Source organism: Mesorhizobium sp. Primo-A (genome assembly GCF_003997175.1).
Classification (GTDB): Bacteria; Pseudomonadota; Alphaproteobacteria; order Rhizobiales; family Rhizobiaceae; genus Mesorhizobium; species Mesorhizobium ciceri.
Genome location: NZ_RZTG01000007.1, coordinates 226386 through 251658, shown reverse-complemented (window position 1 = coordinate 251658; position 25273 = coordinate 226386). Strand labels below are relative to the sequence as shown.

Genomic DNA, 25273 nt, shown 5'->3' with positions numbered 1-25273 from the left:
CCAAGTCCGCAGGGTAACCTGGCGTCCCGTTGACATAGTCGCCGCCGTGAACGGGCTGGACGCATTGACGTTACTCGCCGCGACCACGTCATCCCCCTCCATTTGTTCCACCAGGTATGTTTGCATCACTGCTCCTGACTGTGGGGCAAGGCCGGTTCAATCGCGTGTAGCTGGACAACTCCAACCGCAGGGAACGGATTTCGTTCCATGCTACAGGCAACCCTACCGCCGGAAGTCAGCCTTCAGATCGCCTGCCCTCCTGGCAGGACCGTGGCCTAGCCGCTGAACGACTGGTCAGGACTGAGCTATGCTTTGGGGGAGATGGACCTCGCCCTGCGAATCCGCATACTTCTGGAAAAGTGCAATCTTGTCGGGATACGTAATCCGGATTTCGCTGTGACAGCCCTCGCAGCGATATTTGGACGCAACCTGGAACCAGCGCCCGGGTTTCAGCAAAGCCAATCCGCAGCGAGGACATTTGAACGTCATTTCAAGAGGGCATAGATTCTGACACAGCGGCATTTCGCAAAGTCCATAAGGGATACCTAATGTTAGGCAACGACAGCCGGCCGAAATCGTTCCTGGACGCCGTTCTTTTCGTCAGGCCGATGACCAGCCCCGGACGCCGGGAGATTATTGGATTATCCGCGATGCCAGATTTACTGACGCGGGCCTGAACTCAAGCGCACCCCGATTTCCGGTGGCGTAGCGCCGTTGCAGGCGTTGACTGATGTCAGCAGCTTGCAATCCGAATGAGCAAGCCCGGAGCGAGGTGGCCTCGGGGGGACGACGGGGCCGCACGGTCGACGACACGGCCTATCCGGATGCTGAAACAACGCCGCGCGCCGACCCTGTCGAACAGCACCAGTGGAACAGGCAGGACGAAAAGCGGCGCAACAGGCGGCAATACTTAAGTGTCTCGCCTATATCGTAGCTCGGAAGCCGCGATCCCGACCGAGTTGATGGATATGGAAGCGCTGTTGAAGGGAACCGACGCATCCCTTGGCGAATGCGTCGGTTCCAGAAGTTTATGCGTGGCGGATTTCCGTTCCCAGCACCTTCAGACATTCGCGGATGAACGCAGCAAGCGCCGTCCAACCTTTGGCCGAAACCATTGTCCCGTCCACATAGGCCTCGGTCGGCGACAGGTCGATATAGGTGCCACCCGCCAGTGTCACCTCCGGCTCGCAGGCGCCGAGTGCCGCGACCTTCTTGCCGCGCACCACGCCGTCGACAGCGATCAGGATCTGCACGCCGTGGCAGATGGTGAAGATTGGCTTCTTGGCCTCGTGGAAATGGCGCACGATCGCCTGCACGCGCTTGTCGGTGCGGATGTATTCCGGGCCGCGGCCGCCCGCGCAGTAGACGGCATGATACTGATCGAGCTGCCTCTCGGCTTCCGAGAAAGTCTTGTTGATCAGCGCATAATGGCCGAGCTTTTCGGTGTAGGTCTGGTCGCCCTCGAAGTCGTGCAGCGAGGTCTTGATCAGATCTCCGGCGTTCTTGTCCGGGCATACCACGTGGATGGTGTGACCGACGGCTTCCATCGCTTGCTGATAGACAAAGATTTCGTATTCTTCGGTGAACTCACCGGTCAGCATCAGTATCTTTTTGCCTGGCATGGTTCTTCCTCTCAGTGTTTTGAGCTAGGCAAGGCGCAGACTGCGCCTGCCTTTCTGTGAAATCGGATAGGGTCAGAATGGCGAATCCGGAAAGTAATATTCCTTGGCGTTGGCCTGGGTGATCAACGGCGCGTCGAGCTTGACGGTGCCACGGACGGGTGCCTGGCCGATCAGGTTGGCGACTGTCATGTAGATCGCGGTCTTGATCATCGACGGCGGGTATGGCGTCTCGACCGGCGTCATGGCGTCGCCGTCGATCACTTTCTTGACGATGTCCTTCATGCCGTTGCCACCGAGCGCAAGCTTGATGTCGGTCCGCCCCGACTGCTTGACCGCCTCGAGCACGCCAAGCAGCATGTCGTCGTCATTGGCCCACACCGCATCGATATGCGGGTACTTGGCCAGATAGTCCTGCATCAGCTTGAAGGCTTCGTCGCTGTTCCAATGCGCGTACTGGATGTCGAGGACTTTCAGATCAGTGCCTTTGATCGTGTCCTGGAAGCCCTTGATGCGCTCGTCGTCGATGACGGTCGGAATGCCGCGCAACACAACGACGTCGCCCTTGCCGCCAAGCTTGTCGATCATGAACTTGGCGGTGTTGGTGCCAACCGCGATATTGTCGCCGGCGAGGTAGAGATCCTGGACGGAGGCGTCAGTCAGACCCCGATCGACGACGGTGATGAACGTGCCCATGTCCTTGATAGCGTTGACCGGCTGGGTCAGCTCTTCCGAGCTGTAAGGCAGGATCACCAGAGCATCCAGCTTGCGGCTGGCCGACAGGTCCTCAAGCGCGCTGACCTGCTCCGCCGCGGACGGCGACGTCTTCACGACCACTTCGACGTTCGGGAACGCGGCGTTGATTTCCTTGGCCGCCGCTTGTGCGTGGTAGACGATGCCCGCTGTCCAACCGTGGTCAGCGGCCGGTATCGACACCGCGATGACCTTCTTGTCTTGCGCCATGGCCTGGCCGGCCAGCAGCAGCGCGCCAAGTGTCGCTGCCGCAATCCATTTTCTACTGAACATTGTCTTCTCCCTTGGACCTACAAGAACGTTAATCCGCGTGGTCCGGACGCGGCGCTATTTCGAATTCGAAAACCGCTGGATGAGCATGGCGATGATGATGATGACGCCTTGAACAGCGGCAACGAGGTATTCGGAGACGAAGTCCGAGAGCACCATGAGATTGGCGATGAGTTCCAGGATGACGGCGCCGGCGACTGTCCCCCACACATGGCCCTTGCCGCCGCGCAATGCGGTGCCGCCAATCACCACGGCGGTGATGACCTGCAGTTCCCAAAGCTGTCCGGTTGTCGGCGTTGCGGCGCCCAGGCGCGGCACGTAGCAGATCGCGGCAATCGCCACACAGACACCCTGGACGATATAGGCCACGGTCCGTGTCCTGATCACCGAGATGCCGGAATAACGGGCGACATCCTCATTGGCGCCGACCGCCGCACATTTGCGCCCATATTTCATCTTGTAAAGGATGAAGGATGCGACCGCGGCGACTGCGACGGATATGAGGATTGGAACCGGGATCCCGCCGACCGTGCCGAAATAGACAGGCCGGTAGGCCTCGCGCAACGACCTGTCGATCGGTATCGTGCCGCCATCGGTCAGATAGGTTATCAGCGCCCGGAAAATCCCCATCGTGCCCAGCGTGGCGATAAACGGTTCGATCCTGCCGACCGTGACGATGAGCCCGTTGGCAAGCCCGCACAGGAGGCCGACCAGGATCGCAACCGCCATACCGGCGGGAATAGCCCAGATGCCGGCATGCGGCGCCACCGCGTTCATGAACATGATGGTGATGCCGGTGATGAAGGCGGCCATCGAGCCGACGGAAAGATCGAGCCCCCCCGACGAGATCACAAATGTCGCGCCGACCGCGATAATGGCGATGAAGGCGCTGCGGGTGATGACGTTGGCGAGGTTGGTGGCGGACAGGAAATCGGGGTTGATGAGGTAACCGGCCACCAGCAGAGCTGCCAGCGCAAGAAAAGGCCCGATATCGGTCCAACTGATGTTGAGATCGAGGGGGCGACGCCTGGGTGCGGATTCGCTCATGACAGCCATTTTGTGCCTCCCTTGGCTTTTGGCCCTGGCTTGGGGCCACTGGTCGCCAGTACCGCCACATTGCTTTCGGTCATTTCGGCGCCACTGACCTCGCCGGTGATGCGGCCTTCGCGCATCACCAGGATGCGGTCGCAGATGCCGATCAATTCCTGCATCTCCGAAGAGATGACGATGCAGGCCTTGCCCTTGGCCACAAGCTCCTGGATGAAGGCATAGATCTGCGCCTTGTTGGCGATGTCGATGCCACGCGTGGGCTCGTCGATAATGACCACCGAAGGATCGGTCAGCAGCACCTTCGCCAGCAGCAGCTTCTGCTGATTGCCCCCGGAAAGCTGGGCCGCTTTGGCGCCGAGGCTCTTCAGCCTGATGTCATATGTCTCCACGGCCTGTTCCAGGGCTTGCGCTTCGCGGCGCCGACCCATCGAGAGGCCGGGATGGAACACATCGAGCGCCGACAGCGTCAGGTTAGGCGCCAAGTGCTCTTGCAGCAGCAGTCCCTTGCCCTTGCGATCCTCGGTCAGGTAACCGACGCCGGCGTCGATCGCCGCGCGCGGCGATTGGAAATGGACCGACTTGCCCTCAAGTTCGATCTTGGCAACTGCCGGGCGCAAGCCGATAATGCCCTCGAAGAGTTCGGTTCGGCCTGCGCCGACCATACCGGCGAACCCCAGGATCTCGCCCTTGTGGACCGTGAACGACACGTCCTCCACATAGCCGGGAACGGAGGCGTTCCTCACGCTCAGCATCGGTACATCCGAAGGCGCTGCGGTTCTCTCAGGATAGAGCGCTGCCAGTTCGCGCCCGACCATCAGCCGCGCCATGTCCATCTGGCTCAGCGTCTTGCCGGGATAGGTGCCGACCATCTTGCCGTCGCGCAGAACGGTCACTTTGTCTGCGACCCGCTGCACCTCATCCAACCGGTGGCTGATATAGAGCACGGCGGTGCCGTGAGCCTTGAGTTGCAGGACGATCTCCAGCAGGCGCTCGACCTCGCCACCGGTCAGAACGGCGGTCGGCTCGTCGAAGATAACCACCTTGTGGTCGTCAAGCAGGGCGCGAGCGATCTGCACCATCTGCCGGTCTGCCAGCGAAACGTCGCGCACCAGTGCCCTTGGCGAGACCGCGCAGCCGATCTGCGCCAGTTTCTCGGTTGCCAGCCGGCGCATGGTGCGGTCATCCACGACATGGCCACGCGAAAGCTCTCGCCCAAGAAACAGATTGTCGGTGACCGTGAGCCCCTCGGCGAGCAGGATCTCCTGATGAACCAAAGCGATACCGGCATCCTGTGCTTGGGCAGGCTTGGCAAATTTCACCGCGTGTCCGTTCATCGACAACGTGCCGTGGCTTGGCTCGACATAGCCGGACAGCAGCCGCATCAACGTCGACTTGCCGGCACCGTTCTCGCCAATGATGGCATGGATCTCTCCCGGCAGGACGTCCAGGGTGACGTCCGACAGCACCGTCACTGGGCCGTATTGCTTGGACAATTCCTGGGCGCGCAGCACCGGTTCAAGCGAACCAGGCGCTTCGCTGGACAACGTGCTCCCGCCCTCCCCGGCGATATTCGCGGCAATGGACATCCGTTCCGACCTCAATCGAATGCCGGGAGCAGGCGATCGCGCGAGTGCTCGATATGGATGCGCATCGCCTTTTCGGCGGCATCGGGATCGGCCGAGCCGAACGCGGCAAGGATCGCCTCGTGTTCGTCAAGCGCCTCCTCGGTCACGCGTGCATGGAACATCAGGCGGAAGATGTGGAAGTGCGTGTGCTGGTGGCTCAACGTCTCACGGATGAGTTCGTTTTGAGAAAACTCCATGATCTTGTCGTGGAAGATCGCATCCTGTCTGGCGAAATTCGAATAGCGCACGCGATCATCCTTGCCTTCGCGGCGTGACATCACGCCGGCAGCTTCGAGCAACAGATCGAGCTTGGCGTCGTCCATCGTTGCGGCGGCCTTTGCGGCGCCATGCGGCTCGAGCAGCAGACGCATCTCGTATAATTCGTCGAAACGGCGCCGGGTGATCTGGGGCGCGGCACGATAACCGATCAGATGCGTCTTGAGCACCAGGCCTTCGCCTTCGAGCCGTCCGAGGGCTTCCCGGATCGGCGTGTGCGAGACGTTGAATTCCTTGACCAAGCTGTCGACTGTGATGCGCGAGCCGGGGGGGATCTTCAGCGCCATCAACTGCGCGAAGATGGCTTCATAGACATCTTCGACGAGACTGTTGGCGCGCTGGATGCGACCAGCTCCAATGCTGGCGTCGCTTGGGTCGGGTAAGTTTGCGGTCTGCATATTTTGCCTCTTGACAGTGAGGACTGCTAACACGATGGTTCCGCGGATGCAATCCTATATCCTATACGATTTTAAAGCGGATATCTTTTAAGTGCGAGAGACACACTCTTAAACCGTCCGATCCAGACCGAGTTCAATGCCTCCGTTTCCAGTCAGCAGCCGTCAAAGGAACAATCATGACCCTCTTCGCCGCCCTGCGGTTGCCGCGTGAAATCCTGTTCGGGAAGGGGCAACGCCATGTGCTGCCGACGGTCGCCGCCCGGTTCGGCCGACGCGCGCTGGTCTGCACCGACGAGCGTTTCGCGGGCACAACGGTATTCGCCGACATTATCAAGTCCCTTCAGTCAGCCTCGATCGAGGTCCTGGTGCATGATCGTGTTCTGCCCGACGTGCCACGCGATACGGTCGGCATCTGCGTCGAGGAAGCGAAGGGGTTCGGGCCGGATATGGTGATCGGCATCGGCGGCGGCAGCTGTCTCGATTTCGCCAAATGCGCCACCCTGCTGCTCAGCCATGGCGGCAAGCTCCAGGACTATTACGGGGAGTTCAAGGTGCCGGGTCAGACACTGCCGCTGATCGCCGTACCCACCACGGCCGGCACCGGCTCCGAGGTGACGCCGGTCGCGGTGATTTCCGACCCGGACCGGACGCTCAAGGTCGGCATATCGAGCCCTCACCTTATCGCCGCGGTCGCTCTGTGCGATCCCGAGCTGACAATGACCTGTCCGCCTGGCCTGACCGCGATCGCCGGCGCCGACGCTTTGACCCATGCGATTGAGGCCTTCACCGCCATGCGGCGCGGTGAAGATCCCAATCTGCCGCAACAGCATGTCTTCATCGGCAAGACTGCGCTGACAGACCATTTCGCGTTGCTCGCGATAAAGCTGCTTGGCCGGAGTCTGGAGAAAGCCTGCAGCGACGGCACGGATGCCGACGCGCGTGCCGATGTCATGATGGGCGCTCTGGCGGCGGGCTGCGCGTTCGGCACCGCCGGCACGGCGGCGGCGCATGCCGTGCAATACCCGGCAGGCGCCCTCACCCACACCGCCCATGGTTTGGGCGTGGCCACAATGATGCCTTACGTGATGACCTATAACAGCCGCGTCGCCGCTCACGAGATGGCAGAGATCGGCGCGGCACTTGGCTTGGAGGCCAAGGCGCGAACCGCCGACGCGATGGCAGCCGCCACGATCGAGGAGATCAGGCGATTGTTCGCGGCGATCGGTATTACGCCAACATTGGCGGATCTGGGCCTCCCTGCCGATAAGCTTGAGTGGACCGCCGAGCAAGCGCTCGGCATCGACCGCCTGATCAAGAACAATCCGCGTGCGTTCGATCTCGGCACGATGCGACGCCTCGTCCAGGCTGCCCATGACGGCGACCTCGCCGCCTGCGTTATGTGAGAAACGGAACAAAGCGATGAATTTGAACACTCAGCAACTCGACCAGGATGGCTATGACGTGCGCGGTTTTTCGCACGGACTCTACATCGACGGCACTTGGCGGTCGTCCTCCGACGGTCGGCTCATCGATGTCGTCGATCCCTCCTCCGGGGCGGTGATCGCGGCGGTTCCCGATGCGACGGTCGAGGACGCCACCGCCGCCGTCGAGGCGGCGGCCAAAGCAGCTAGGAGATGGCGGGAAACTGCGCCGCGCAAACGCTCGGAAATCCTTCGGCGCTGTTTCGAACTGATGGTCGAACGCTCCGAAACGCTCGCCATGCTGATCTCGCTGGAGAACGGCAAGGCGCTGCGCGACGCGCGCGGCGAAGTGGCTTATGCCGCCGAGTTCTTCCGCTGGAATGCCGAAGAGGCGGTCCGGATCACCGGTGAATTCGGCACCGCGCCATCCGGCACCAACCGGATCGTGGTCGATTATGAGCCGATCGGAATTTGCGTGCTGATCACACCGTGGAATTTTCCGGCCGCGATGGCGACCCGCAAGATCGCGCCGGCGCTGGCGGCAGGCTGCACTGTCGTCCTGAAGCCGGCCAGCGAAACACCACTGACGGCCTATGCGCTGGCGGCACTCTACAGCGAAGCCGGCGTGCCTGCCGGCGTCGTCAACGTGCTGACCACGACCAGTCCCGGGCCGCTGACTTCGGCCATGCTTGCCGATCCGCGGGTCAGGAAGCTGTCCTTCACGGGGTCGACGGGTGTCGGCCGAACCTTGCTCGGCGAGGCTTCAAAGCATGTCATTTCGTGTTCTATGGAACTCGGCGGCAATGCCCCGTTTGTCGTCTTCGACGATGCCGATCTCGACGCCGCCCTCGATGGCGCGATGATCGCCAAGATGCGCAACGCCGGCGAAGCCTGCACCGCCGCCAATCGCCTCTATGTGCAATCGGGAATCTATGATGCTTTTGCCGACGGGCTCCGCAAGCGCATGGCGGCACTTAAGGTGGGGGCGGGCCCGAATGCCGACACCGAGTGCGGGCCGATGATCACCAGAAAGGCTGTCGACAAGATCGATCGCCTGGTCAAGGACGCGGTGGGCCGGGGAGCCAAGGTGCTTTGCGGCGGGGCGATTTCGGAGGAAGAAGGATTCTTCTATCCGCCAACAGTGCTGTCCGAGGTGCCGCCGGATGCGGAGATGGCGCACGAGGAGATTTTCGGCCCGGTGGCACCTATCACACGCTTCGACACCGAGGCCCAGGCCATCGCCCATGCTAACAACACGGAATATGGCCTGGCCGCTTATATATACACACGCGATGTTGGGCGCGGCATGCGGGTGGCGTCGGGGATCGAGGCCGGCATGATCGGCCTCAACCGGGGACTGATGTCGGATCCGGCCGCACCATTCGGAGGCGTCAAGCAGAGCGGCCTTGGCCGCGAAGGCGGCCAGCACCACGGCATCGCCGAGTTCATGGAGGCTAAATATATTGCCGTCACCTTCTGAACCGGCAGTCATGTCAAAGGACCCTTTCCGCACGCGCGACCATGTGGCCGATTTTGACGATATCGTGGCCGACATAGTGACTCGCAGCGCCGAAACCCGGGCGACCCTGCCGATATCGGCGGGTATCGCCTATGGCGAGGGCGAGGCCGAAAGGTTGGACCTGTTCTTTCCGCCCGGTGTGCGCAGGGATCTTCCCGTGCACATCTTCATCCATGGTGGCTACTGGCGCATGTTCTCCAGAAGCGACTATTCTTATGTAGCGAACACAGTCACCAAAGCTGGGGCGATCGCGGTCATCGTCGATTATGCGCTGATGCCCGAATTCAGGATGGCGGCAATCGTCGACCAGATCCGGCGTGCCAAACAATGGGTGCTGGACAATATAGCCGCCCATGGCGGCGACCCTGCCCGGCTAAGCGTAAGTGGTCATTCGGCGGGTGCGCACCTGGCCACATTCCTGTTCGAAAAGGCGCCAATGCCGTCGCGCATACGTGCGGCGCTGCTGCTAGGCGGCCTTTACGACCTCAAGCCCCTTCAGACCTCCTTCCTCCAGCCGTTAATCGGCATCACCGATGAGGAGGCAGCTGCCTTCACCCCAATGACGCGGTGGCATGACCCGGAGACGGCAGCGACCATTCTCGTCGGAGATCAGGAAACGTCACCTTTTCACCAGCAGGCCGCCGACTTCGGAAAGCGCTTGCGCGCGCAGGGGCACCCTGTCAGCGACCTCCGCCTGAATGACCGAAACCACATGAACAGCGTGCGTGATCTGGGCATCAGCGGCACACAAGCTGGCGATTGCCTGATGGCGATGATCGATGGAAACGGCCTGTAGGACGGAAACCCAGGGAGAGCAGGGCCCGCTTGTGCCTTACTTGACATTCCCGTCACTCAGGAAAGTACCGTCACGGGGATCGCGGCACGCTGCCGGCATCGGGCTGAGCTTTGCGACAGGTGAAATCCGGCAGAGCACACAACCGACGATTCCTCATCCTCTTTTTCCACACTGACGAACTGCACAGCGCATCAGAAAATCGAAATTGCCCCTGCCGCCCTGAGCCGCGATGGTCTTTACGCAAGCAGCCGGCTTAGGGCTGTGGAGGAACGTCGTCGCGGCAAAGCCCTGGGGCAAGGCCGCTTTGGCACGCCGCTGGTTCAAACCGGCAGCGAGGGAGGAATTGACTTGGCTGGTTCGGGCAAATCCGACACCGCGCGCTTGGGCATCAAAATGTCCCAGGAACTCGTCGTCGGCGCGATCTCGGCCGTCCTCTTCCTGGTGTTCTCGGCGACGCTCAACAATTTCCTGAGCCAAGGCAACATCCTTGCCATTCTCAAGAATGTCTCGATCCTGGGCACGCTGGCCGTCGGCATGGGGCTCATCGTCGTTGGGCGCGGCATCGACCTGACCATGGTGGCGGTGATGGTCGTCGGCGTCGCCTTCAGTATTTGGATCTCCACCTGGGGCGTCGACTTCACGCTGGCCGTCGTCTTCGGGGCCATCCTGGTCGCGGCCATCGGCCTGTTCACCGGCGTCATGGTGGCGGTGGCCGAAATTCCGCCGATCTTCGCCACCCTTGCCATCGCGTCCTCGGTCTACGGCTCTGGCCGCATCGTCTTTGCGTCCGACGTGCTCTATGCCCCCTCCGATATCGGCTGGCTGAAATTCGTCGGCAACGGAACCATCCTCGGCATCCCGATGTCGGTGATCATCTTCGCGGCGGTGGCCGCGCTCATGGGCTTTTTCCTGAGGAAGACCCGCTTCGGCCGGCTGGTCTATGCTACTGGCGACAACCCGAACGCGGCCCGCACGACCGGGCTGCCGACGCGCCCGATCATCGTGACGCAATATGTCATCAGCGCCCTCATTGCCTATATCGCCGGCATCATCATGCTGGGGCTGGTCACCGGCATCGACACGCGCCTCTACAATTCCAGCCTGATCTATGACGTGCTGCTGGTGGTCGTGCTGGGCGGCATCGGCCTCTCCGGTGGCCAGGGCGGCGTACGCAACGTCATCGTCGGCACCATCCTGGTCGGCATCCTGACCAACGGCATGACGATCCTGAACTTCAGCTACACCAGCCAGAACCTGATCAAGAGCGTGATCCTGCTGGGCGCGCTGGCGATCGACGCCATCATCAATCCGCGCGACGAGCAGACCTCGCAAAGCGGCGACATCTGAACAAGAACCGAGACATAAATCTGGGAGGATACCATGAAGTTGTTCAAGAACTGCCTGCTCGCGGGCATGACAGCGCTGGCGCTGCTGGGCGCGGCGAAAATCGCCACGGCGCAGGAAACCGATCAGGTCGGCCGCTCTACCTATCTCGAGGCGCTCAAGGGCAAGAAGGTCATCTTCGTGCCAATCTCGCAGGGCATGGACCTCAACCAGGCCTGGGTGGTGGTGTGGCAGCGTCACGCCGCTCGCTACGGCTTCAGCCTCGAAGTGCGCGATCCCTCCGGCGACACCAATGCCGGCATTCGCGCCATGCAGGGCGCCATCGCCGAGAAGCCGGACCTGATCATCGTGCAGAACCCCGACGTCCAGACCTACGCACGCCTGTTGAAACAGGCGCAGGCGGCCGGCATCAAGGTGCTGCAAGTCAACATGCAGTCGGCCACCCAGACGGACAGTTATGTCGGCAACGACTGGATCGAAATGGGCCGTCTCGAAATGGGCGAACTGGCCAAGCACTGCACCGGGCCCAATGCCGTCTCGCACAAGGTGGTCTGGCTCGCCGGCGTCCAGACGGGTGCCGCCAACATCTACATGCGCACCGGCATCGACGAGGTGCTGAAGGCCAATCCCGAGCTGCAGCTCGTCTCCGACCAGCCGGCCGATTACATGAGCGAAGAGGCCCGCCAGATCACCGAGACGGTCCTCCAGCAGCATCCGGACCTGTGCGGCATCATGGGCATCTGGGATAATGCTGAGGTCGGCGCCGGTGCCGCCGTCGTGGCCGCCGGCAAGCAGGACCAGGTGACGATCGTCACCAATGGCGCGGGCAGCGCCACGGGCTGCGAGAGCATCAAGAACGGGCTGCTCGACGTGATCTTCAACTTTAATGCCCCGATCCAGGCCGAGATCGCAGCACAACAGATTTCCGAGCTGCTGCAGCAGCCCGGCCGGCAGGCGGGCAGCGAGAAGACCATCTTCTTCGGCCCGATCACCCGCGTCGACAAGGCCAATGCGACCGGCAGGAATTGCTGGAAGCTGGACGAGCTCAAGTAACGGACTTCCTTGATGAGCATGGCTGAAAGCCTTGTGCGCTGGCGCTACCGCCTGCTCCCCGACCACGTGGTCGGGGAGATCCTGACCAAGAAGTGGATCGACAGCGTCATCCCCTTCACGGCGCTGGTGATTTTGTGCGCGATCTTCGGCTCGATCGTGCCGGGCTTCTTCGATCTGGCGACGCTGACCAATCTCAGCGGCCAGACCGCCGAGCTTGGCCTTGTGGTGCTCGGCATGACCATCGTCATGGTGTCAGGCGGCATCGATCTGTCTGTCGGGTCGACCTTCGCGCTCGCCGTGCTGGTCACGCTCTATGGGATGAATGTCGAGCAGTGGAGCTTTGGTACCGGCCTGTTGGCGTGCCTGGGCCTCGGCGTCGTCTGCGGCGCCATCAACGGCTTCCTGGTTGGCTTTCTGCGCATGCGGGCGTTTCTCACCACGCTGGTGACGCTCATCATCTACCGCTCGACCTTCGACATCGTCTTTCCCCAGGTCTCGACCCGGATCGTCACCAGCGGTCCGGACTCGCCAGCCTATGATTTTCTTGGTTTCGGTACGATCTGGGGCGTGCCGACGTCCTTTGTGGTGTTCGTCGTCATCGCGCTGATCATCCATCTCGTGCTGTCGCGCGCCCGCTATGGCTGGCGGCTGTTCGCGGTCGGCGGCGCGCGCCGCTCTGCCTACAATGCCGGCATCAATGTGCGCTTCATCTTGTTCAGCGCCTATGTCTTGTGCTCGGTACTGGTGGCGCTCTCCGGCTTCTTCTTCTCGGCCCGCATCGGCAGTGCCGCTTCCGACATCGGCACCGGTCTCGAACTGCAGGTGTTGACCGCGACCGTGCTCGGCGGCATCTCGCTAGGCGGCGGGCGCGGCTCGGTCGCCAAGGCGCTGATGGGCACCGTCTTCGTGCTTGTCCTGTCGAACAGTCTGCTTGCGCTGGCCGTGCCCGGCCCGGTCAATTTCCTGATCCTCGGCATCGTGCTGCTTTTGTCGGTGCTTCTCGACGTTCGCTGGGTGAAGAACCGCCACAAGATCCTGCGCAGCGTCTACATCTCGCCAACCTTCGCCAAGATGCCGCAGGCGATCTCGACCGCGCCCGGCGCGCCAATGGCGGTGAATGACCGGTTGAAGGACGTCGGCGTCATCGGCCTCGGCGTTCTCGATGGCGCGGAGGATGTGATCTTCGACCGGCAGGACCGTCTCTACACCGGCAGCCGCCAGGGCGAGATCCTGCGCTTCCAGCCGCCCCATTACACCGATAGCGAAGTGTTCGCACATATTGGCGGCTCGCCGCTCGGCATGGCTTTCGACCGCGACGACAACCTCGTCATCTGCGTCGCTGGCATGGGCCTCTATCAGGTCTCGCCGGCCGGCGACGTAAAGCTGCTGACCGCCGAAACCAACCGCTCACTGACCTCGGTGGTCGACGACTCGACCATGAAGCTCGCCGACGACTGCGACATCCTGCCGGACGGCCGTATCGTCTTCTCGGAAGCGACAGTGCGCTTCGAAATGCATGACTGGTATGCCGACGCGCTGGAAAGCCGCGGCAACGGACGCATCATCGTCCATGATCCCAAATCCGGTTCGACACGCACACTGCTGTCGAACCTCGTCTTCCCCAATGGCATCTGCACGGCCTTCGACGGCCAGTCGGTGCTGTTCGCCGAAAGCTGGGCCTGCCGCATCAGCCGCTACTATTTCGATGGCCCGAAGAAAGGCCAGGTCGAGCGCGTCATCGAGGGCTTGCCCGGCTATCCCGACAACATCAACCGCGCCTCCGACGGTACCTACTGGCTGGCCCTGATGGGCATGCGCACGCCGGCCTTGGATCTCTCGCTTGAAATGCCGAGCTTCCGCCGTCGCATGGCGCGGCGCGTATCGGAAGACGCGTGGCTGATGCCCAATCTCAACACCGGCTGCGTGCTGCGCTTCGACGAGAACGGCCAGATCCTCGAAAGCCTGTGGGACCAGGCCGGCGAGAAGCATCCGATGATCACCTCGATGCGCGAGCACAAGGGCATCCTCTATCTCTGCGGCATCTTCAACAACCGCATGGGCACCTTGCCCTTGAAAGGCGTCGATCCCGACTGGTTCAGCTCGGATTCCTACTGGGGCAAAAAGCCATGAGCGGTTTGAGCCAGCTTCTTGACCGCTTTCTCGGCCGTGGCGAGTGGGCAGTGACCGTGCCGACGCTCGACGGGCCGTTGCTGCCCAACCAAGGACTGGAGGAAGCCGAGCCGTTCGCCGGCCTCGCCGAGGCCGACAATCTCGTACGCACCGAAAAGGGCATTCTGGCAAGCAGCGCCAACCGGCTGATGCGCTTTAGCGCCGACGGCCATGCCGAAACCTTGCAGGAATTTCCGGGCGAGATCACCGCACTCGCCCATGCCCGCGGCATGACCGCGATGGCCATCGACGGCAAGGGCGTCGTCGTCCACGGCGGCCTGCATGACGGGCGCGAGGCGACGGGTGAGGAGGCTCGGCGCCTCTCCTGCATCACCGCTCTCACCTTCCTCGACAGCAACACCTTGCTGGTGGCCAACGGTTCGGCCTCAGTGCCGGCGAGCAGTTGGCGTCGCGACCTGATGCAGAAGAGCGTGTCCGGTTCGGTCTGGCGGCTCGATCTAAAAAACGGCCGGCTGGAGCTTGTCAGGGACGGCTTGGCCTGGCCGGCCGGCATCGCCACCACCGGCTCCAACCGCATCTACGTTTCGGAGGCCTGGCGCCACCGCGTGCTGGCGATCGACCTTGCCACCACGGCGACGCTGCCCGTGCTGGAGCATCTGCCGGCCTACCCCGCCCGCATCGCCCCGGCCTTCAACGCCGGCTATTGGCTGACCTTCTATTCCGTGCGCAACCAACTGGTGGAGTTCATCCTGCGCGAGGAGACCTACCGCACCCGCATGCTGGCGGAAGTCCCGGAGGCCTACTGGATGGCGCCGTCGCTCGGCTCATGGCGCGACTATCGCGAGCCCATGCAAGGCAGCCAGTTGAAGCAGATGAACGTGCTGAAGCCATACGCGGTGACAAGGTCCTACGGGCTGGTGGTTCTTTGCGACGAGAACATGAAGCCGCTGTCGAGTTTCCATTCGCGCGCAGACGGCAAGGTGCACGGGACGCTGAGCGCCTGCGAGCTGGGCGATGATCTGCTGGTCGCCTCGCGCGGCGGATCGAGGATCGTGCGCGTGGCGAGCGCCGCCAGCGGCAAGCGAGGCTAAGCGATGTCGGACGCCAACATCATTGAACTCAGGAATGCCGCCAAGGCATTCGCGCGCATTCCGGCCTTCAAGAATGTCAATTTCGACCTGCGCAAAGGAGAAATCCACGCGCTGCTCGGCGAAAACGGCGCCGGCAAGTCGACGCTGACCAAGGTCATGGCCGGTGTCTTCAAGCTGACCGAGGGCAAGATGACCTTCGACGGCAAGGATGTGTCCTTCGCCACGCCCGCCGAAGCGCTGCGCGCCGGCATCGCCATGGTGTTCCAGGAAACCAACCTGGTGCCGGCCATGACCGTGGCGCAGAATCTCTATCTCGGCGAAGAGAAGATGTTCAACCGGTTGCGCGGCCTCTACATTCAGGCGCGGCAGTTCCTCGCCGGCATGGGCTTCCAGGTCGACCCGTCCGCGCAGGTCAGCACGCTGGGCGCGGCGCACAAGCAGATGGTGGAGATCGCGCGCGCCGTCCACCACAAGGCCCGCGTCATCATCTTCGACGAGCCGACCGCGACGCTGACGCCTGAAGAGAAGAGCCACTTCTTCAAACTTTTGCAGCGGCTGGTGAAGGAGGGCATCGCCGTCATCTTCATCACCCATGCGCTGGAAGAGGCGCTTGCCGTCGCCAACCGCATCACGGTCATGCGCGATGGCGAGATCGTCGCGTCCGGCGAGGCCAAGGGCTTCACCCGCGCCTCGATCGTGCAGGCCATGGTCGGCCGCACGCTCACCGAAACGCTGCATGGCGAGGTCAAGCGCACGGCGCGCCCCTATGGCGACAAGGTGCTTTCGGTCGAGAATCTGTCCTGCGCCGGCCTGGTGCGCAACTCTTCCTTCTCGGTGTTTTCAGGCCAGGTCACCGGCATGTTCGGCCTTGTCGGCGCCGGCCGCACCGAAATGGCCAAGGTCGTCGCCGGACTGTTGAAGCGCAACATCTTCCACGGCGGCGAGATCCGCCTGCTCGGCAAGTCGGTGCGCTATCGGGTGCCCAGGCCTGCGGTGCGCGACGGCATCGTCTATGTCACCGAGGATCGCAAGGTCGACGGTTTCTTCGAAACCATGACCGCGGGCGAGAACCTGCAAATGGGTGAACTGACCGAGGGCGCCAATCCCGTCTCCATGGTGTCGCTGGCGCGAGCCAGGCAACTTGCCCGCGAATGGGGCGAACGTCTGAGCCTGCGGCAGACCAGCGACCGAGCCCGGATGATCGAGCTCTCCGGCGGTAACCAGCAAAAGGTCGTGATCGCCAAATCGCTGATTCAGAAGCCGAGGCTGGTGATCTTCGACGAGCCGACACGCGGGGTCGACGTCGGCGCCATCGTCGAGATCCACCAGCTCATCAGCGATCTCGCTGAGCAAGGCATGGCCGTCGTTGTCATCTCGTCCTACCTGCCTGAAATTCTCGCCGTTTCGGATCGCATTCTGGTGGTCAAGCGCGGCCGCGTGGTCGAGGAGATGATGCTTTCGGAGGCCACCGAGGAACGCGTCATGTTCGCCGCGGTTCATTGAGCGGCTCGACAAGAGAGACACTTTTGCCGGCCAAGCCAGGACCAATGTCTGGCCTGCCCTATTGCCTTGCAATCGGTTCCGCGTCTGAATAGGTCAGGGGTCAGATCACCCTGCCCGAGCGGATATGCCCAGCGTCAACCTCAAACTTCTGCAGACGTTCTTGCTTGCCGCCGAAAACGGCAGCTTCCGACGTGCTGCCGAGGAGAGCAACCGTTCGCCATCGGCGGTCTCGATGCAGATTCGCGACCTTGAGGAGCAGATCGGCATCTCGCTGTTCATCCGCACCGCACAGCGTGCCAGCCTGACGCCGGAAGGCCAGATCCTGTTCGAGGAGATCGCCAACGTGATGTCACAGGTGCAGACCAGCCTCGACCGCCTGACGGAGGTCGCCGCTCGTCGCAAGGGCAAAGTGCAGATCGCCTGCGCCCCGACGCTCGCGGCAAGCCGGCTGGGCGATATCCTGGCGACATTCAAGTTGCGCTATCCACGCAGCATCGTCGAGGTCATCGAGAGTCCGCCGCAGGCCGCGCTTGGCCTTTTGCAACAGCAGGAGGTCGAGTTCTACATCGGCCCGGAACTGCCAAACCTGACGGACTTCCAGTTCGAGTCCATCCTCGACGATCCGCTGATGGCCTGCATCCCCACGGAAATATACGGCGGCGAAAAGAAGCTGCTGCTCTCCGACCTGCTGCGCTATCCGCTCATCCTGCTCAACCGCAAGACCGCCGTGCGCGGCCTTGTCGATCGGCTGACGGCGGCGGAAGGCATCGAGTTCAAGCCGCAATACGAGGTCGAAAGCGCACAGACGGCGGTGGCACTGGTGTGTTCGGGACTTGGCGTCTGCGTGGTGCCCGGCATCGCCATTTCGCGCAATGACGAGCGTATGCGGGTGGTGCCGATCGACCATCGCGACGCCCACCGCTCGGTCGGCATCATCACCGCGCGGGGCTATGTGCACCACTCCTTCTCCGAACAGCTGATGAACCTCATCCGCACCAATTTGCGCGAACTTGCAAACTGAGCGTCGCGCCTTCGGACAGGCACCTTGCACGAGCGCCGAGAATGGTGCGCTGGGAATGCCGCCATTGGCAGCCCGGCCTCACCTGAATATCAGCGCACCCTCAGTCGGTCTGGATCCAGATCGACTTGGTCTCCAGATATTCATGCAGATGTTCGATGCCGCCCTCGCGGCCGTAGCCGGACATCTTCATGCCGCCGAACGGCACCGCCGGGTCGATGGCGTGGTACATGTTGACCCATACCGAGCCGGCCTTGATGCGGCGGGCGAGCTTGTGGGCGGTGCCAAGATGACTGGTGCAAATGCCGGCCGCCAGGCCATAGGGCGTCGCATTGGCCCGCGCCACGGCTTCGTCGAGCGTGTCGAACGGCATCGCCGAAATCACCGGACCAAAGATCTCTTCACGCGCGATGGTCATCTTGTCCGACACCGCACCGAAGACAGTCGGCGCGATGAAATTGCCGCCGTCGTAGGGCCCGCCGGTCAGTCGCGAGCCGCCCGCCATCAGTTCCGCGCCTTCGTCGCGGCCGGCCTTGATATAGCCCACCACCTTGCCGGCCTGCCTGGCATTGATGAGCGGGCCGATTTCGGTTTCCGCCTCGATGCCATGGCCGATGCGAAGCCTGCCGGTAAACTCGGCGACCCGGCGCACGAATTCGTCATGGATTTCGCGGGCCACGAAAAGCCGCGAACCGGCGATGCAGATCTGGCCCGAATGCACGAACACAGCCATCGCGGCGACAGGAACCGCCTTGTCGATGTCGGCATCGCGGCAGACGATGATCGGCGATTTGCCGCCGAGCTCCAGGGAAACGCGCTTGAGGTTGGTCACGCCCGCCCGCGCGATGGCCTGGCCGGTCAGCGTCGAGCCGGTGAAGACGATCTTGTTGACGTCGGGATGTTCAGCGAGCCGCGCCCCGGCCTCTGTCCCGGTGCCGGTGACGACGTTGACGACGCCGTCGGGAACGCCGGCCTCCTGCATCAGCCTGGCGATCAGCAGCGGCGTCAACGAAGCATCCTCCGAGGGCTTCAGCACGATGGTGCAGCCGGTGGCGAGCGCCGGCGCGATCTTCCAGATCGACGCCGCGGTCGGAGCGTTCCAGGGGATGATCGCGCCGACAACGCCTACCGGCTCGCGCCTTGTGAACGAGACGATCTCGCCGGGGATCGAATTGTCTATGGATTCGCCATGCAGCGCGGTCGCCATGCCCGCATAGAAGCGCAGCATGCCGATGACGCGCCGCCGGTTGGCGAGCGTGCGCGTGATCGGCAGTCCCATGTCGAGAGTGTCGGAAACGCTGAGTTCTTCCCAATGGGTCTCGAAGAGATCGGCGATGCGCAGAAGCACGCACTGCCGCTCGTAGGGCGAGAATTTTGACCACGGCCCTTCGAAGGCCGTGCGCGCAGCGTCCACCGCCGCATCGATGTCGGCCGCCGAGCCACGCGGCACGGTGGCCAGCACTTCGCCAGTCGCCGGGTTGAGCGCCTGCATCTCCTGGCCGGATTGTGCCGGAACCCACTTGCCGCCGACGAACATCGGCCGGAATTCGCCATGGTAGAGCGCCGTGGCCTTCGCCCGCGGGTCGAAATTCAGCGTCATCTCTTCCTCCTCACAATTCCGTGGCGACTATGACTCCCACGCCGGTCGACCTCAAACAAGGAAAGCTAAAAGGGCGTTCAGATAATCGGACTGTGCAATGCACGCGACTTCCCCGATGGTGCCGGCAACGGAGGAACAGATATGAGACTTGCTGGCAAGGTCGCTATCGTCACGGGCGGCGGTTCGGGATTTGGCGAAGGCATCGTCAGGAAATTCGTCACCGAAGGTGCGCTGGTCGTGTTGATGGACCGTGATGAGGCCGCCGCGGCTCGCGTTGCTGCCGAAGCCGGCGAAAATGTGCGGCCAATCACTGGCGACGTCTCGACACTCGGAAGCTTCGAAGCGGCGGCAGACCTGGCCCGCTCGGCCTTTGGCGGTCTCGACATACTGGTCAACAATGCCGGCGTGGCCCAGCCGCCCTTGGCGCTCGAGACGATGGACGAAGAGATGTTCGACCGGATCGCCAACGTCAACATGCGATCCATCTACAATGGCGCCCGTGCGGTCGTCGCGCATTTCAAATCCATCAAATCAGGCGCCATCCTCAACGTCGCCTCCACCGGCGGCGTCTCGCCGCGCCCGAATTTGACGTGGTACAATGCTTCCAAAGGCTGGGCGATTGCCGCCACCCGGGCCATGGCCGTGGAACTCGCCCCCTTCGGCATCCGCGTCAACGCCATCAATCCGGTTGCCGGCGACACGCCACTTCTGTCCACTTTCATCGGCTCCGGCGAAGAGAACCGCGCCCGCGTCGTCGCCACCATTCCGATCGGCAGGCTGTCTACGCCGGCGGACATGGGCAACGCCGCGGCATTCCTGTGCTCCGACGAGGCCAGCATGATCACCGGCGTCGACCTCAACGTCGATGGCGGCAAGTGCATCTGAGCGTTAGACCATTTGGGAGTTGGCGATGAAGCCTGTCTACGAAATCGCCGTGGTGCATGGCGACGGCATCGGCCCGGAAGTCTGCGCCGCAGCGGTTCAAGTGGTGAAAGCAGCGCTCGGTCCCGGCAGCCCCTTGCACTTCAGCGAATACCCGGCCGGAGCCGAGCATTTCCTGAAGACCGGCCAGAGCTTTCCCGAGCCGACCTTCCAGGCCTGCCGCGAGGCGGACGCCATCCTGCATGGTGCGGGCGGCTTGCCGGGCGTCATCCATCCCGATGGGACCGAAGCAGGCCTGGATTTCACGCTGAGGCTGCGCTTCGAACTCGATCTCTATGCCAACATCCGCCCCGTCAGGCTTTTCGAGGGCGTGCCGAGCCCGTTGAGCGGAGTGAAGGCCGGCGGTATCGACTACATCATCTTGCGCGAGAACAGCGAAGGGCTTTACGCCGCGCGGGGATCGGGCGCGCTGTTGCGCGGCGAAGTGGCGGTCGACACGCTGGTGCAGACCCGCTCCGGCATCGAGCGCATCGCACGCAAGGCCTTCGAACTGGCGCGCCAGTCGGGCGGCGCGCCCCGTGACGGCGTGCGCCGGGTGACCTGCTGCGACAAGGCCAACGTGCTGCGCAGCTATGCCTTCTTTCGCTCCGTCTTCGACGAAGTGGCGAAGGACTATCCCGATATCGCGACCGAGCACGCGCTGGTCGACGCCATGGCGATGCATCTCGTGGTGAAACCGGGCCATTTCAACGTCATCGTCAGCGAGAACATGTTCGGCGACATCCTGTCCGACCTCGCCGCCGCGACGGTGGGCGGGATGGGCATGGCGCCTTCAGCCGAGATCGGCGCGGCCAACGGCTTCTTCCAGGCCGCGCACGGCTCGGCGCCCGACATTGCCGGCCAGGGTATCGCCAATCCGTATGGGACGATCCTGTCGGCAGCCTCGATGCTCGACTGGCTCGGCCACAAGCATGGCGACGAGAGACTCAACCAGGCCGCAGCGCGCATCCGTCGCGTGACCGAGGACTGCCTGGCCAACGGGCTTCTGAGCGCCGATCTGAAAGGCAGGGCGTCGACCAGCGAGATAACCCGTTCGGTCTGCGACCGGCTCGCTGCCGGGCGCGACTGATATGACCAAGCCAAGGATAAATCTTGTTGGACCTGGCAAGGTCGGCCAGACGCTCATGCGCCGGATATTCTTCATCGCCGGCCGGCACAGGGTCCAGACCTGAGATGGGCGCTCTCGATCGCCAGGTTTCGGTCGAGGACTTTCGCACGCTTGCCCGTCGTCGTCTGCCGAAATCCGTCTTCGAATTCATCGATGGCGGGGCGGGGCAAGAACTCACCCTCAAAGCCAATCGAAGCGATTTCGAAAAGATCAGAATTTTGCCGCGCGTGCTTACCGATGTTTCGCATCCGAACGTTTCCACGACGCTCTGGTCCGAGACCTTGCCAACACCGCTGGTGATCAGCCCGATGGGCTCCTGCGCGCTGGTCAGGCCCGGAGCCGACATTGCCATCGCGAGGGCGGCAACCGCTCGCAGCATCCCCTACACGCTCTCCACCATGGCCACGGCCAGCATCGAAGGCATGGCGCGAGCCGTACAGGGGCCGCTGTGGTTCCAGCTTTATGTGCTCAAGGATTTCGACTTCAATCGCCAGTTGGTGAGGCGAGCGGAAGAATTTGGCTATTCGACGCTGGTGGTGACCGTTGATCTGCAAGCCGGTGGCAAGCGCGAAAAGGATCTTAGGAACGGCATATCTATCCCACTGCGGCCTTCGGCCCGGCATCTCTGGGAAGGCATGCTTCATCCTGGCTGGTCGCTGCGCCTGCTGCGCGGCGGTCTGCCCCAGTTCGAGAACGTCCGCGGCTATCTCGGTGACAACAGCGCCGGCCTGACGATCGCCGCGCGTGTTGGCGGCAGCCTCCATGCAGGTTTCGACTGGGACGATTTCCGCCAGATCCGCGACTGGTGGAAAGGCCGGCTGCTGGTCAAGGGCGTCCTGCACCCGGGCGATGCGTCGCGACTGGTGGCGGCTGGTGCCGATGGCATCTGGGTGTCCAACCATGGAGGCCGCCAGCTCGACGGTGCTGTATCGAGCATCGATGCCCTGCCCGCTATCCGTCAGGCACTTGGCGCCCAAATCCCGATCCTCATCGATTCCGGTATCCGCACGGGCACGGACATCGTCAAGGCCAAGGCACGCGGCGCCACCGTCGCGGCGATCGGCCGGGCCGCCCTGTTCGGCGCCGTGGCTGGCGAGCCCGGCGTGGCCAAGGCACTGGATATCATCCTGGACGAAGTGGTGACTTGCCTCAGGCTCTGCGGGATCCCCCGTTTTCAGGAAGCGGGATCAGAAATGATAGCATAGCGCCAAGACGAGTGCTCACGCTTGGTCAAGAGGTACAGAAAACCCCCGCTCGTCCAATATTCTTCCTCATCATGCCAAGGTTTTGCTATCGCGGTTGTGCAAGCGGCTGCGGGCGGCCGACCAATTGCCGCCCTCACACGCCGCTCCTTCCCAAGCCCAGCGGCCGCCTGTCAGAGAGCACTTGTTTGATGCACACCCGCTAGCGGCGGTCGTGATTAAATTCGAGAGGCTGCACAGTCGGATAGGCAGACTAAGGTCGGCCGCCCGGTGCTGTTTTCGGTTCCATCCACCCGTTCTTCAGAATGTCGCGAAGCACGTTGCGGATGTCTTCGCCCGCTGCCGTTGCGCCGCTCGCCCAAGCGATCGCCAGTGCCCCGAAAAAGATGTCGCGCCCGGTCATCGTCCGTCGTGCAAGCCCTTCGTCCTGTGCAGCCTTCAGGATTCGCTCCGTCGTCGCGATGACAGCATGGCAGGTCGGCGTCAGCGGGGATTCTACTCGGCAAGCCGCCCGTAACGGTTCAGGCAAGCCCTCATAAGCCAGCATCCAGTCGCCGAGAGCTTCAACCCAGAGTTCGAGTGCGCGGCCTGCATCGCTCTCCCCGGCTTCGATTTCAACGCGACGATGGTCGAGGCCTTCATAATGAAGAACTAACAGCGCAGCCAGCAGGGCGTCTTTGTTTGGAAAATGGCGGTAGAGCGTCCCTGCTCCCACGCCCGCCAGCTTCGCAATAGAATCCATCGAAACGTCAACACTGTCGTTGCCGAACGCTTGTCGCGCCACCTCGAGAATGTGCGCCCGATTATGCTGCGCGTCCCTGCGCAGGGCTGACGCGACCGAAAATTGCGACATTACTGACCTTGAACCCTTGAATACCGGAGACACTCTCCGTATCTAAAAGCCGAATCGGAGAGAGTCTCCATATAGCCCCCGGTCGATTATTCTAACAGGTCGGCATTAGCGAGCGAAACGAGGACACGATGATCAGGCAGATGATACCGGCATGCATCCGGACAACGGGCACCGCAACCTGCCTGGCGCCTGGCGCGCGCCGTCAGTAGATGCCGCGAGCTATACGAGTTTCGAGGCGGACTGCTCCGTCGGCAGCACCGCCCTGCGCGACCCTCTGGATGTCCGCTCAATACGGAATAGATCCGCGCACCATGCGCTGAGCAACCGGGCACGCCCGCCTACTGCACGGAACTGACGTTGCCTGATCTTCAGGATGCGCTGTCCACGGCGGAAAAGGCGCGCGCACCCGGAATTCGCGACGCGCTGATCAAGGGCTTCATCGAGGCGACGCCTCCCCTCCGCCACGAGCAGATCGTAGCCCGCAACCGTGAAGTCACCGCCCGCCGATGAGAAACTTCTCCGGTTCCGGTCCGAGGTGGACCAATAAGACTGTCCAAGAATTCCTTCTGTTTGTCGGGAGCAACCTGAGGGACGACGATGACGAGGTAATTTGCGACAAAGGTGAAATCCCCCTTGATGATGCGAGGCATCAGCTCCTGCGCGCGGCATGCTCCGCTGCTCAACCAGCCATAGCGCCTGACTGGCGGCAGGAGGTTAGCCGCCGCCGCCCATGGTTACGGACATAAAGGCCCGGAAGGCCGCAGCCGCCGGTTCGATTGATCTGTCACGCGACCAGGCAAGGCCAACGTCCATAGTGGGGATGGGCTCGACAAGCCCGCGCACTTCGATGCGCTGCCCCTCCAAGGACCAGGGGCGGTAAACCATGTCGGACAGGACAGTGACCCCCATGCCGGCAGCCACGAGCGACCGCACGGCCTCGACCGAACTGGTGGTAAGGACGGCGCGGAGCGAAAGGCCCGCGGCATCCCAGTAACGGGCGGCCGTCGTGCGTGCCTCGTCAACCGTCAGCATGACATAATCTTCCGCCGCCACATCGGCGAGGCTGATCTCCTGCCGCGCGAGGAGGTGATGATCAGCCGAAAGCCAGAGCCGGCGGTTCGACCGCATCAAGACCTCCTGCGCCAACTCCTTGGTGTGCTCCAGGTTCGACACCAGCATCACGGCCATGTCGATGTCCCCGCACATCAACCCGCTTTCGAGAGCGTCTCGGGGCAGTTCCAGCACCTCGACCTCGATCTCGGGATAGGTCTTTCGAAAGCGCGCGTAGTGGCGCGACATGTAGTAGCCGACGACCGTGTAGGTCATGCCCAGCCGCAGCTTGCCCGCCAGGCCTTTCCTATCGCGCAACGGGCTTCGGACGGCGGCAGCGACGGCCCCGGTGATAACACGCGCATGTTCAAGAAACCGCGCGCCCTCCATCGTCAGTCTTACGCCAGCGTGGTTACGCTCCAAAAGCCGTACGCCCAGGTCAGCCTCAAGCGTCTTTATCGCCGCAGTGACCGCCGATTGCGAGATGTTGAGTTCCACCGCGGCATGACTGACCTGTCCGCTCTCGGCGGTCGCGATAAAATAATCCAGCTGTTTCAAGGTGATGGTCATGGTGCGCCCTGGCCCAGAACCATTATCTGTTTTTTTGATATGACAATCAATAAACTACTATTTCACAAATGCCCTCGCATGC

21 protein-coding genes are annotated in these 25273 nt (G+C 62.6%); 13 read left to right on the top strand and 8 right to left on the bottom strand.

Annotation, left to right across the window (positions count from 1 at the left end):
- Nucleotides 1-1028: 1028 nt before the first annotated feature.
- The 5 genes from EOC83_RS15190 to EOC83_RS15170 all read right to left on the bottom strand — a co-directional run bounded on the left by EOC83_RS15190 (nucleotide 1029) and on the right by EOC83_RS15170 (nucleotide 5991).
- Nucleotides 1029-1622, bottom strand: a complete 594-nt coding sequence (locus EOC83_RS15190) for a DJ-1/PfpI family protein (RefSeq protein WP_013533129.1) — start codon at nucleotides 1620-1622, stop codon at nucleotides 1029-1031.
- 72 nt (nucleotides 1623-1694) lie between these two features.
- On the bottom strand, nucleotides 1695-2645 hold the full coding sequence (locus tag EOC83_RS15185) for a substrate-binding domain-containing protein (RefSeq protein WP_063167484.1): 951 nt from the start codon (nucleotides 2643-2645) through the stop codon (nucleotides 1695-1697).
- A 54-nt stretch (nucleotides 2646-2699) separates the two neighbouring features.
- Nucleotides 2700-3698: an ABC transporter permease gene (locus EOC83_RS15180; RefSeq protein ID WP_024502420.1), complete on the bottom strand. Its 999-nt coding sequence runs from the start codon at nucleotides 3696-3698 to the stop codon at nucleotides 2700-2702.
- Entirely contained in the window at nucleotides 3686-5278 is a 1593-nt protein-coding gene (locus tag EOC83_RS15175; protein WP_063167483.1) for a sugar ABC transporter ATP-binding protein, read from the bottom strand. Before EOC83_RS15175 ends, EOC83_RS15180 begins: the two co-directional genes overlap by 13 nt.
- An 11-nt stretch (nucleotides 5279-5289) precedes the next feature.
- Complete coding sequence (locus tag EOC83_RS15170; RefSeq protein ID WP_013533133.1) at nucleotides 5290-5991, bottom strand: GntR family transcriptional regulator; 702 nt, start codon at nucleotides 5989-5991, stop codon at nucleotides 5290-5292.
- Nucleotides 5992-6167: 176 nt separating this feature from the next.
- Between EOC83_RS15170 and EOC83_RS15165 the strand changes: the two genes are divergently transcribed.
- The 9 genes from EOC83_RS15165 (at nucleotide 6168) to EOC83_RS15125 (ending at nucleotide 17869) form a co-directional block, all read left to right on the top strand.
- Nucleotides 6168-7394, top strand: coding sequence for an iron-containing alcohol dehydrogenase (locus EOC83_RS15165; protein ID WP_063167482.1), 1227 nt, complete (start codon nucleotides 6168-6170; stop codon nucleotides 7392-7394).
- 16 nt (nucleotides 7395-7410) lie between these two features.
- Nucleotides 7411-8892: an NAD-dependent succinate-semialdehyde dehydrogenase gene (locus EOC83_RS15160; protein WP_063167481.1), complete on the top strand. Its 1482-nt coding sequence runs from the start codon at nucleotides 7411-7413 to the stop codon at nucleotides 8890-8892.
- Nucleotides 8893-8902: 10 nt separating this feature from the next.
- Nucleotides 8903-9727 carry an alpha/beta hydrolase gene (locus EOC83_RS15155; RefSeq protein ID WP_024502416.1) on the top strand — a complete coding sequence of 275 codons (825 nt, stop codon included), beginning with the start codon at nucleotides 8903-8905 and terminating at the stop codon, nucleotides 9725-9727.
- Between the two features lie 393 nt (nucleotides 9728-10120).
- Nucleotides 10121-11074: an ABC transporter permease gene (locus EOC83_RS15150; RefSeq protein ID WP_032809776.1), complete on the top strand. Its 954-nt coding sequence runs from the start codon at nucleotides 10121-10123 to the stop codon at nucleotides 11072-11074.
- Between the two features lie 33 nt (nucleotides 11075-11107).
- Nucleotides 11108-12124: a sugar ABC transporter substrate-binding protein gene (locus EOC83_RS15145; protein WP_063167480.1), complete on the top strand. Its 1017-nt coding sequence runs from the start codon at nucleotides 11108-11110 to the stop codon at nucleotides 12122-12124.
- A 12-nt stretch (nucleotides 12125-12136) separates the two neighbouring features.
- Nucleotides 12137-14254: an SMP-30/gluconolactonase/LRE family protein gene (locus tag EOC83_RS15140; RefSeq protein WP_063167479.1), complete on the top strand. Its 2118-nt coding sequence runs from the start codon at nucleotides 12137-12139 to the stop codon at nucleotides 14252-14254.
- Nucleotides 14251-15345: a hypothetical protein gene (locus tag EOC83_RS15135; protein WP_063167478.1), complete on the top strand. Its 1095-nt coding sequence runs from the start codon at nucleotides 14251-14253 to the stop codon at nucleotides 15343-15345. Before EOC83_RS15140 ends, EOC83_RS15135 begins: the two co-directional genes overlap by 4 nt.
- A 3-nt stretch (nucleotides 15346-15348) precedes the next feature.
- Nucleotides 15349-16848 (top strand): sugar ABC transporter ATP-binding protein, encoded by a 1500-nt coding sequence (locus EOC83_RS15130; RefSeq protein WP_063167477.1) that lies wholly within the window; start codon nucleotides 15349-15351, stop codon nucleotides 16846-16848.
- A gap of 124 nt (nucleotides 16849-16972) precedes the next feature.
- Complete coding sequence (locus tag EOC83_RS15125) at nucleotides 16973-17869, top strand: LysR family transcriptional regulator (protein WP_063167476.1); 897 nt, start codon at nucleotides 16973-16975, stop codon at nucleotides 17867-17869.
- Nucleotides 17870-17969: 100 nt separating this feature from the next.
- Here EOC83_RS15125 and EOC83_RS15120 read toward each other — a convergent pair whose 3' ends face one another.
- Nucleotides 17970-19466, bottom strand: a complete 1497-nt coding sequence (locus EOC83_RS15120) for an aldehyde dehydrogenase family protein (protein WP_063167475.1) — start codon at nucleotides 19464-19466, stop codon at nucleotides 17970-17972.
- A 141-nt stretch (nucleotides 19467-19607) separates the two neighbouring features.
- Here EOC83_RS15120 and EOC83_RS15115 point away from each other — a divergent pair, with 141 nt between their 5' ends.
- The 3 genes from EOC83_RS15115 (at nucleotide 19608) to EOC83_RS15105 (ending at nucleotide 22721) form a co-directional block, all read left to right on the top strand.
- Nucleotides 19608-20351, top strand: a complete 744-nt coding sequence (locus EOC83_RS15115) for a glucose 1-dehydrogenase (protein WP_013533144.1) — start codon at nucleotides 19608-19610, stop codon at nucleotides 20349-20351.
- Nucleotides 20352-20376: 25 nt separating this feature from the next.
- Nucleotides 20377-21477, top strand: coding sequence for an isocitrate/isopropylmalate dehydrogenase family protein (locus tag EOC83_RS15110; RefSeq protein ID WP_063167474.1), 1101 nt, complete (start codon nucleotides 20377-20379; stop codon nucleotides 21475-21477).
- A gap of 104 nt (nucleotides 21478-21581) precedes the next feature.
- Nucleotides 21582-22721 (top strand): alpha-hydroxy acid oxidase, encoded by a 1140-nt coding sequence (locus EOC83_RS15105; protein WP_063167473.1) that lies wholly within the window; start codon nucleotides 21582-21584, stop codon nucleotides 22719-22721.
- Nucleotides 22722-22971: 250 nt separating this feature from the next.
- Here the strand turns inward: EOC83_RS15105 and EOC83_RS15100 are convergent, their stop codons facing one another.
- The gene (locus EOC83_RS15100) at nucleotides 22972-23571 is read right to left on the bottom strand and encodes a TetR/AcrR family transcriptional regulator (RefSeq protein WP_063167472.1); all 600 of its coding nucleotides are present in this window, start codon (nucleotides 23569-23571) and stop codon (nucleotides 22972-22974) included.
- Between the two features lie 357 nt (nucleotides 23572-23928).
- On the opposite strand from EOC83_RS15100, the gene EOC83_RS15095 reads away from it, so the two are divergent.
- Nucleotides 23929-24081, top strand: a complete 153-nt coding sequence (locus EOC83_RS15095; RefSeq protein ID WP_244514267.1) for a hypothetical protein — start codon at nucleotides 23929-23931, stop codon at nucleotides 24079-24081.
- 204 nt (nucleotides 24082-24285) lie between these two features.
- Here the strand turns inward: EOC83_RS15095 and EOC83_RS15085 are convergent, their stop codons facing one another.
- Nucleotides 24286-25191, bottom strand: a complete 906-nt coding sequence (locus EOC83_RS15085; protein ID WP_013533150.1) for a LysR family transcriptional regulator — start codon at nucleotides 25189-25191, stop codon at nucleotides 24286-24288.
- Nucleotides 25192-25273: the final 82 nt, after the last annotated feature.

Coding starts and splice junctions, on each gene's coding strand:
- EOC83_RS15190 (WP_013533129.1), bottom strand. CDS start 1,622: ATGCCAGGCAAAAAGATACTGATGCTGACCGGTGAGTTCACCGAAGAA.
- EOC83_RS15185 (WP_063167484.1), bottom strand. CDS start 2,645: ATGTTCAGTAGAAAATGGATTGCGGCAGCGACACTTGGCGCGCTGCTG.
- EOC83_RS15180 (WP_024502420.1), bottom strand. CDS start 3,698: ATGGCTGTCATGAGCGAATCCGCACCCAGGCGTCGCCCCCTCGATCTC.
- EOC83_RS15175 (WP_063167483.1), bottom strand. CDS start 5,278: ATGTCCATTGCCGCGAATATCGCCGGGGAGGGCGGGAGCACGTTGTCC.
- EOC83_RS15170 (WP_013533133.1), bottom strand. CDS start 5,991: ATGCAGACCGCAAACTTACCCGACCCAAGCGACGCCAGCATTGGAGCT.
- EOC83_RS15165 (WP_063167482.1), top strand. CDS start 6,168: ATGACCCTCTTCGCCGCCCTGCGGTTGCCGCGTGAAATCCTGTTCGGG.
- EOC83_RS15160 (WP_063167481.1), top strand. CDS start 7,411: ATGAATTTGAACACTCAGCAACTCGACCAGGATGGCTATGACGTGCGC.
- EOC83_RS15155 (WP_024502416.1), top strand. CDS start 8,903: ATGTCAAAGGACCCTTTCCGCACGCGCGACCATGTGGCCGATTTTGAC.
- EOC83_RS15150 (WP_032809776.1), top strand. CDS start 10,121: ATGTCCCAGGAACTCGTCGTCGGCGCGATCTCGGCCGTCCTCTTCCTG.
- EOC83_RS15145 (WP_063167480.1), top strand. CDS start 11,108: ATGAAGTTGTTCAAGAACTGCCTGCTCGCGGGCATGACAGCGCTGGCG.
- EOC83_RS15140 (WP_063167479.1), top strand. CDS start 12,137: ATGAGCATGGCTGAAAGCCTTGTGCGCTGGCGCTACCGCCTGCTCCCC.
- EOC83_RS15135 (WP_063167478.1), top strand. CDS start 14,251: ATGAGCGGTTTGAGCCAGCTTCTTGACCGCTTTCTCGGCCGTGGCGAG.
- EOC83_RS15130 (WP_063167477.1), top strand. CDS start 15,349: ATGTCGGACGCCAACATCATTGAACTCAGGAATGCCGCCAAGGCATTC.
- EOC83_RS15125 (WP_063167476.1), top strand. CDS start 16,973: ATGCCCAGCGTCAACCTCAAACTTCTGCAGACGTTCTTGCTTGCCGCC.
- EOC83_RS15120 (WP_063167475.1), bottom strand. CDS start 19,466: ATGACGCTGAATTTCGACCCGCGGGCGAAGGCCACGGCGCTCTACCAT.
- EOC83_RS15115 (WP_013533144.1), top strand. CDS start 19,608: ATGAGACTTGCTGGCAAGGTCGCTATCGTCACGGGCGGCGGTTCGGGA.
- EOC83_RS15110 (WP_063167474.1), top strand. CDS start 20,377: ATGAAGCCTGTCTACGAAATCGCCGTGGTGCATGGCGACGGCATCGGC.
- EOC83_RS15105 (WP_063167473.1), top strand. CDS start 21,582: ATGGGCGCTCTCGATCGCCAGGTTTCGGTCGAGGACTTTCGCACGCTT.
- EOC83_RS15100 (WP_063167472.1), bottom strand. CDS start 23,571: ATGTCGCAATTTTCGGTCGCGTCAGCCCTGCGCAGGGACGCGCAGCAT.
- EOC83_RS15085 (WP_013533150.1), bottom strand. CDS start 25,191: ATGACCATCACCTTGAAACAGCTGGATTATTTTATCGCGACCGCCGAG.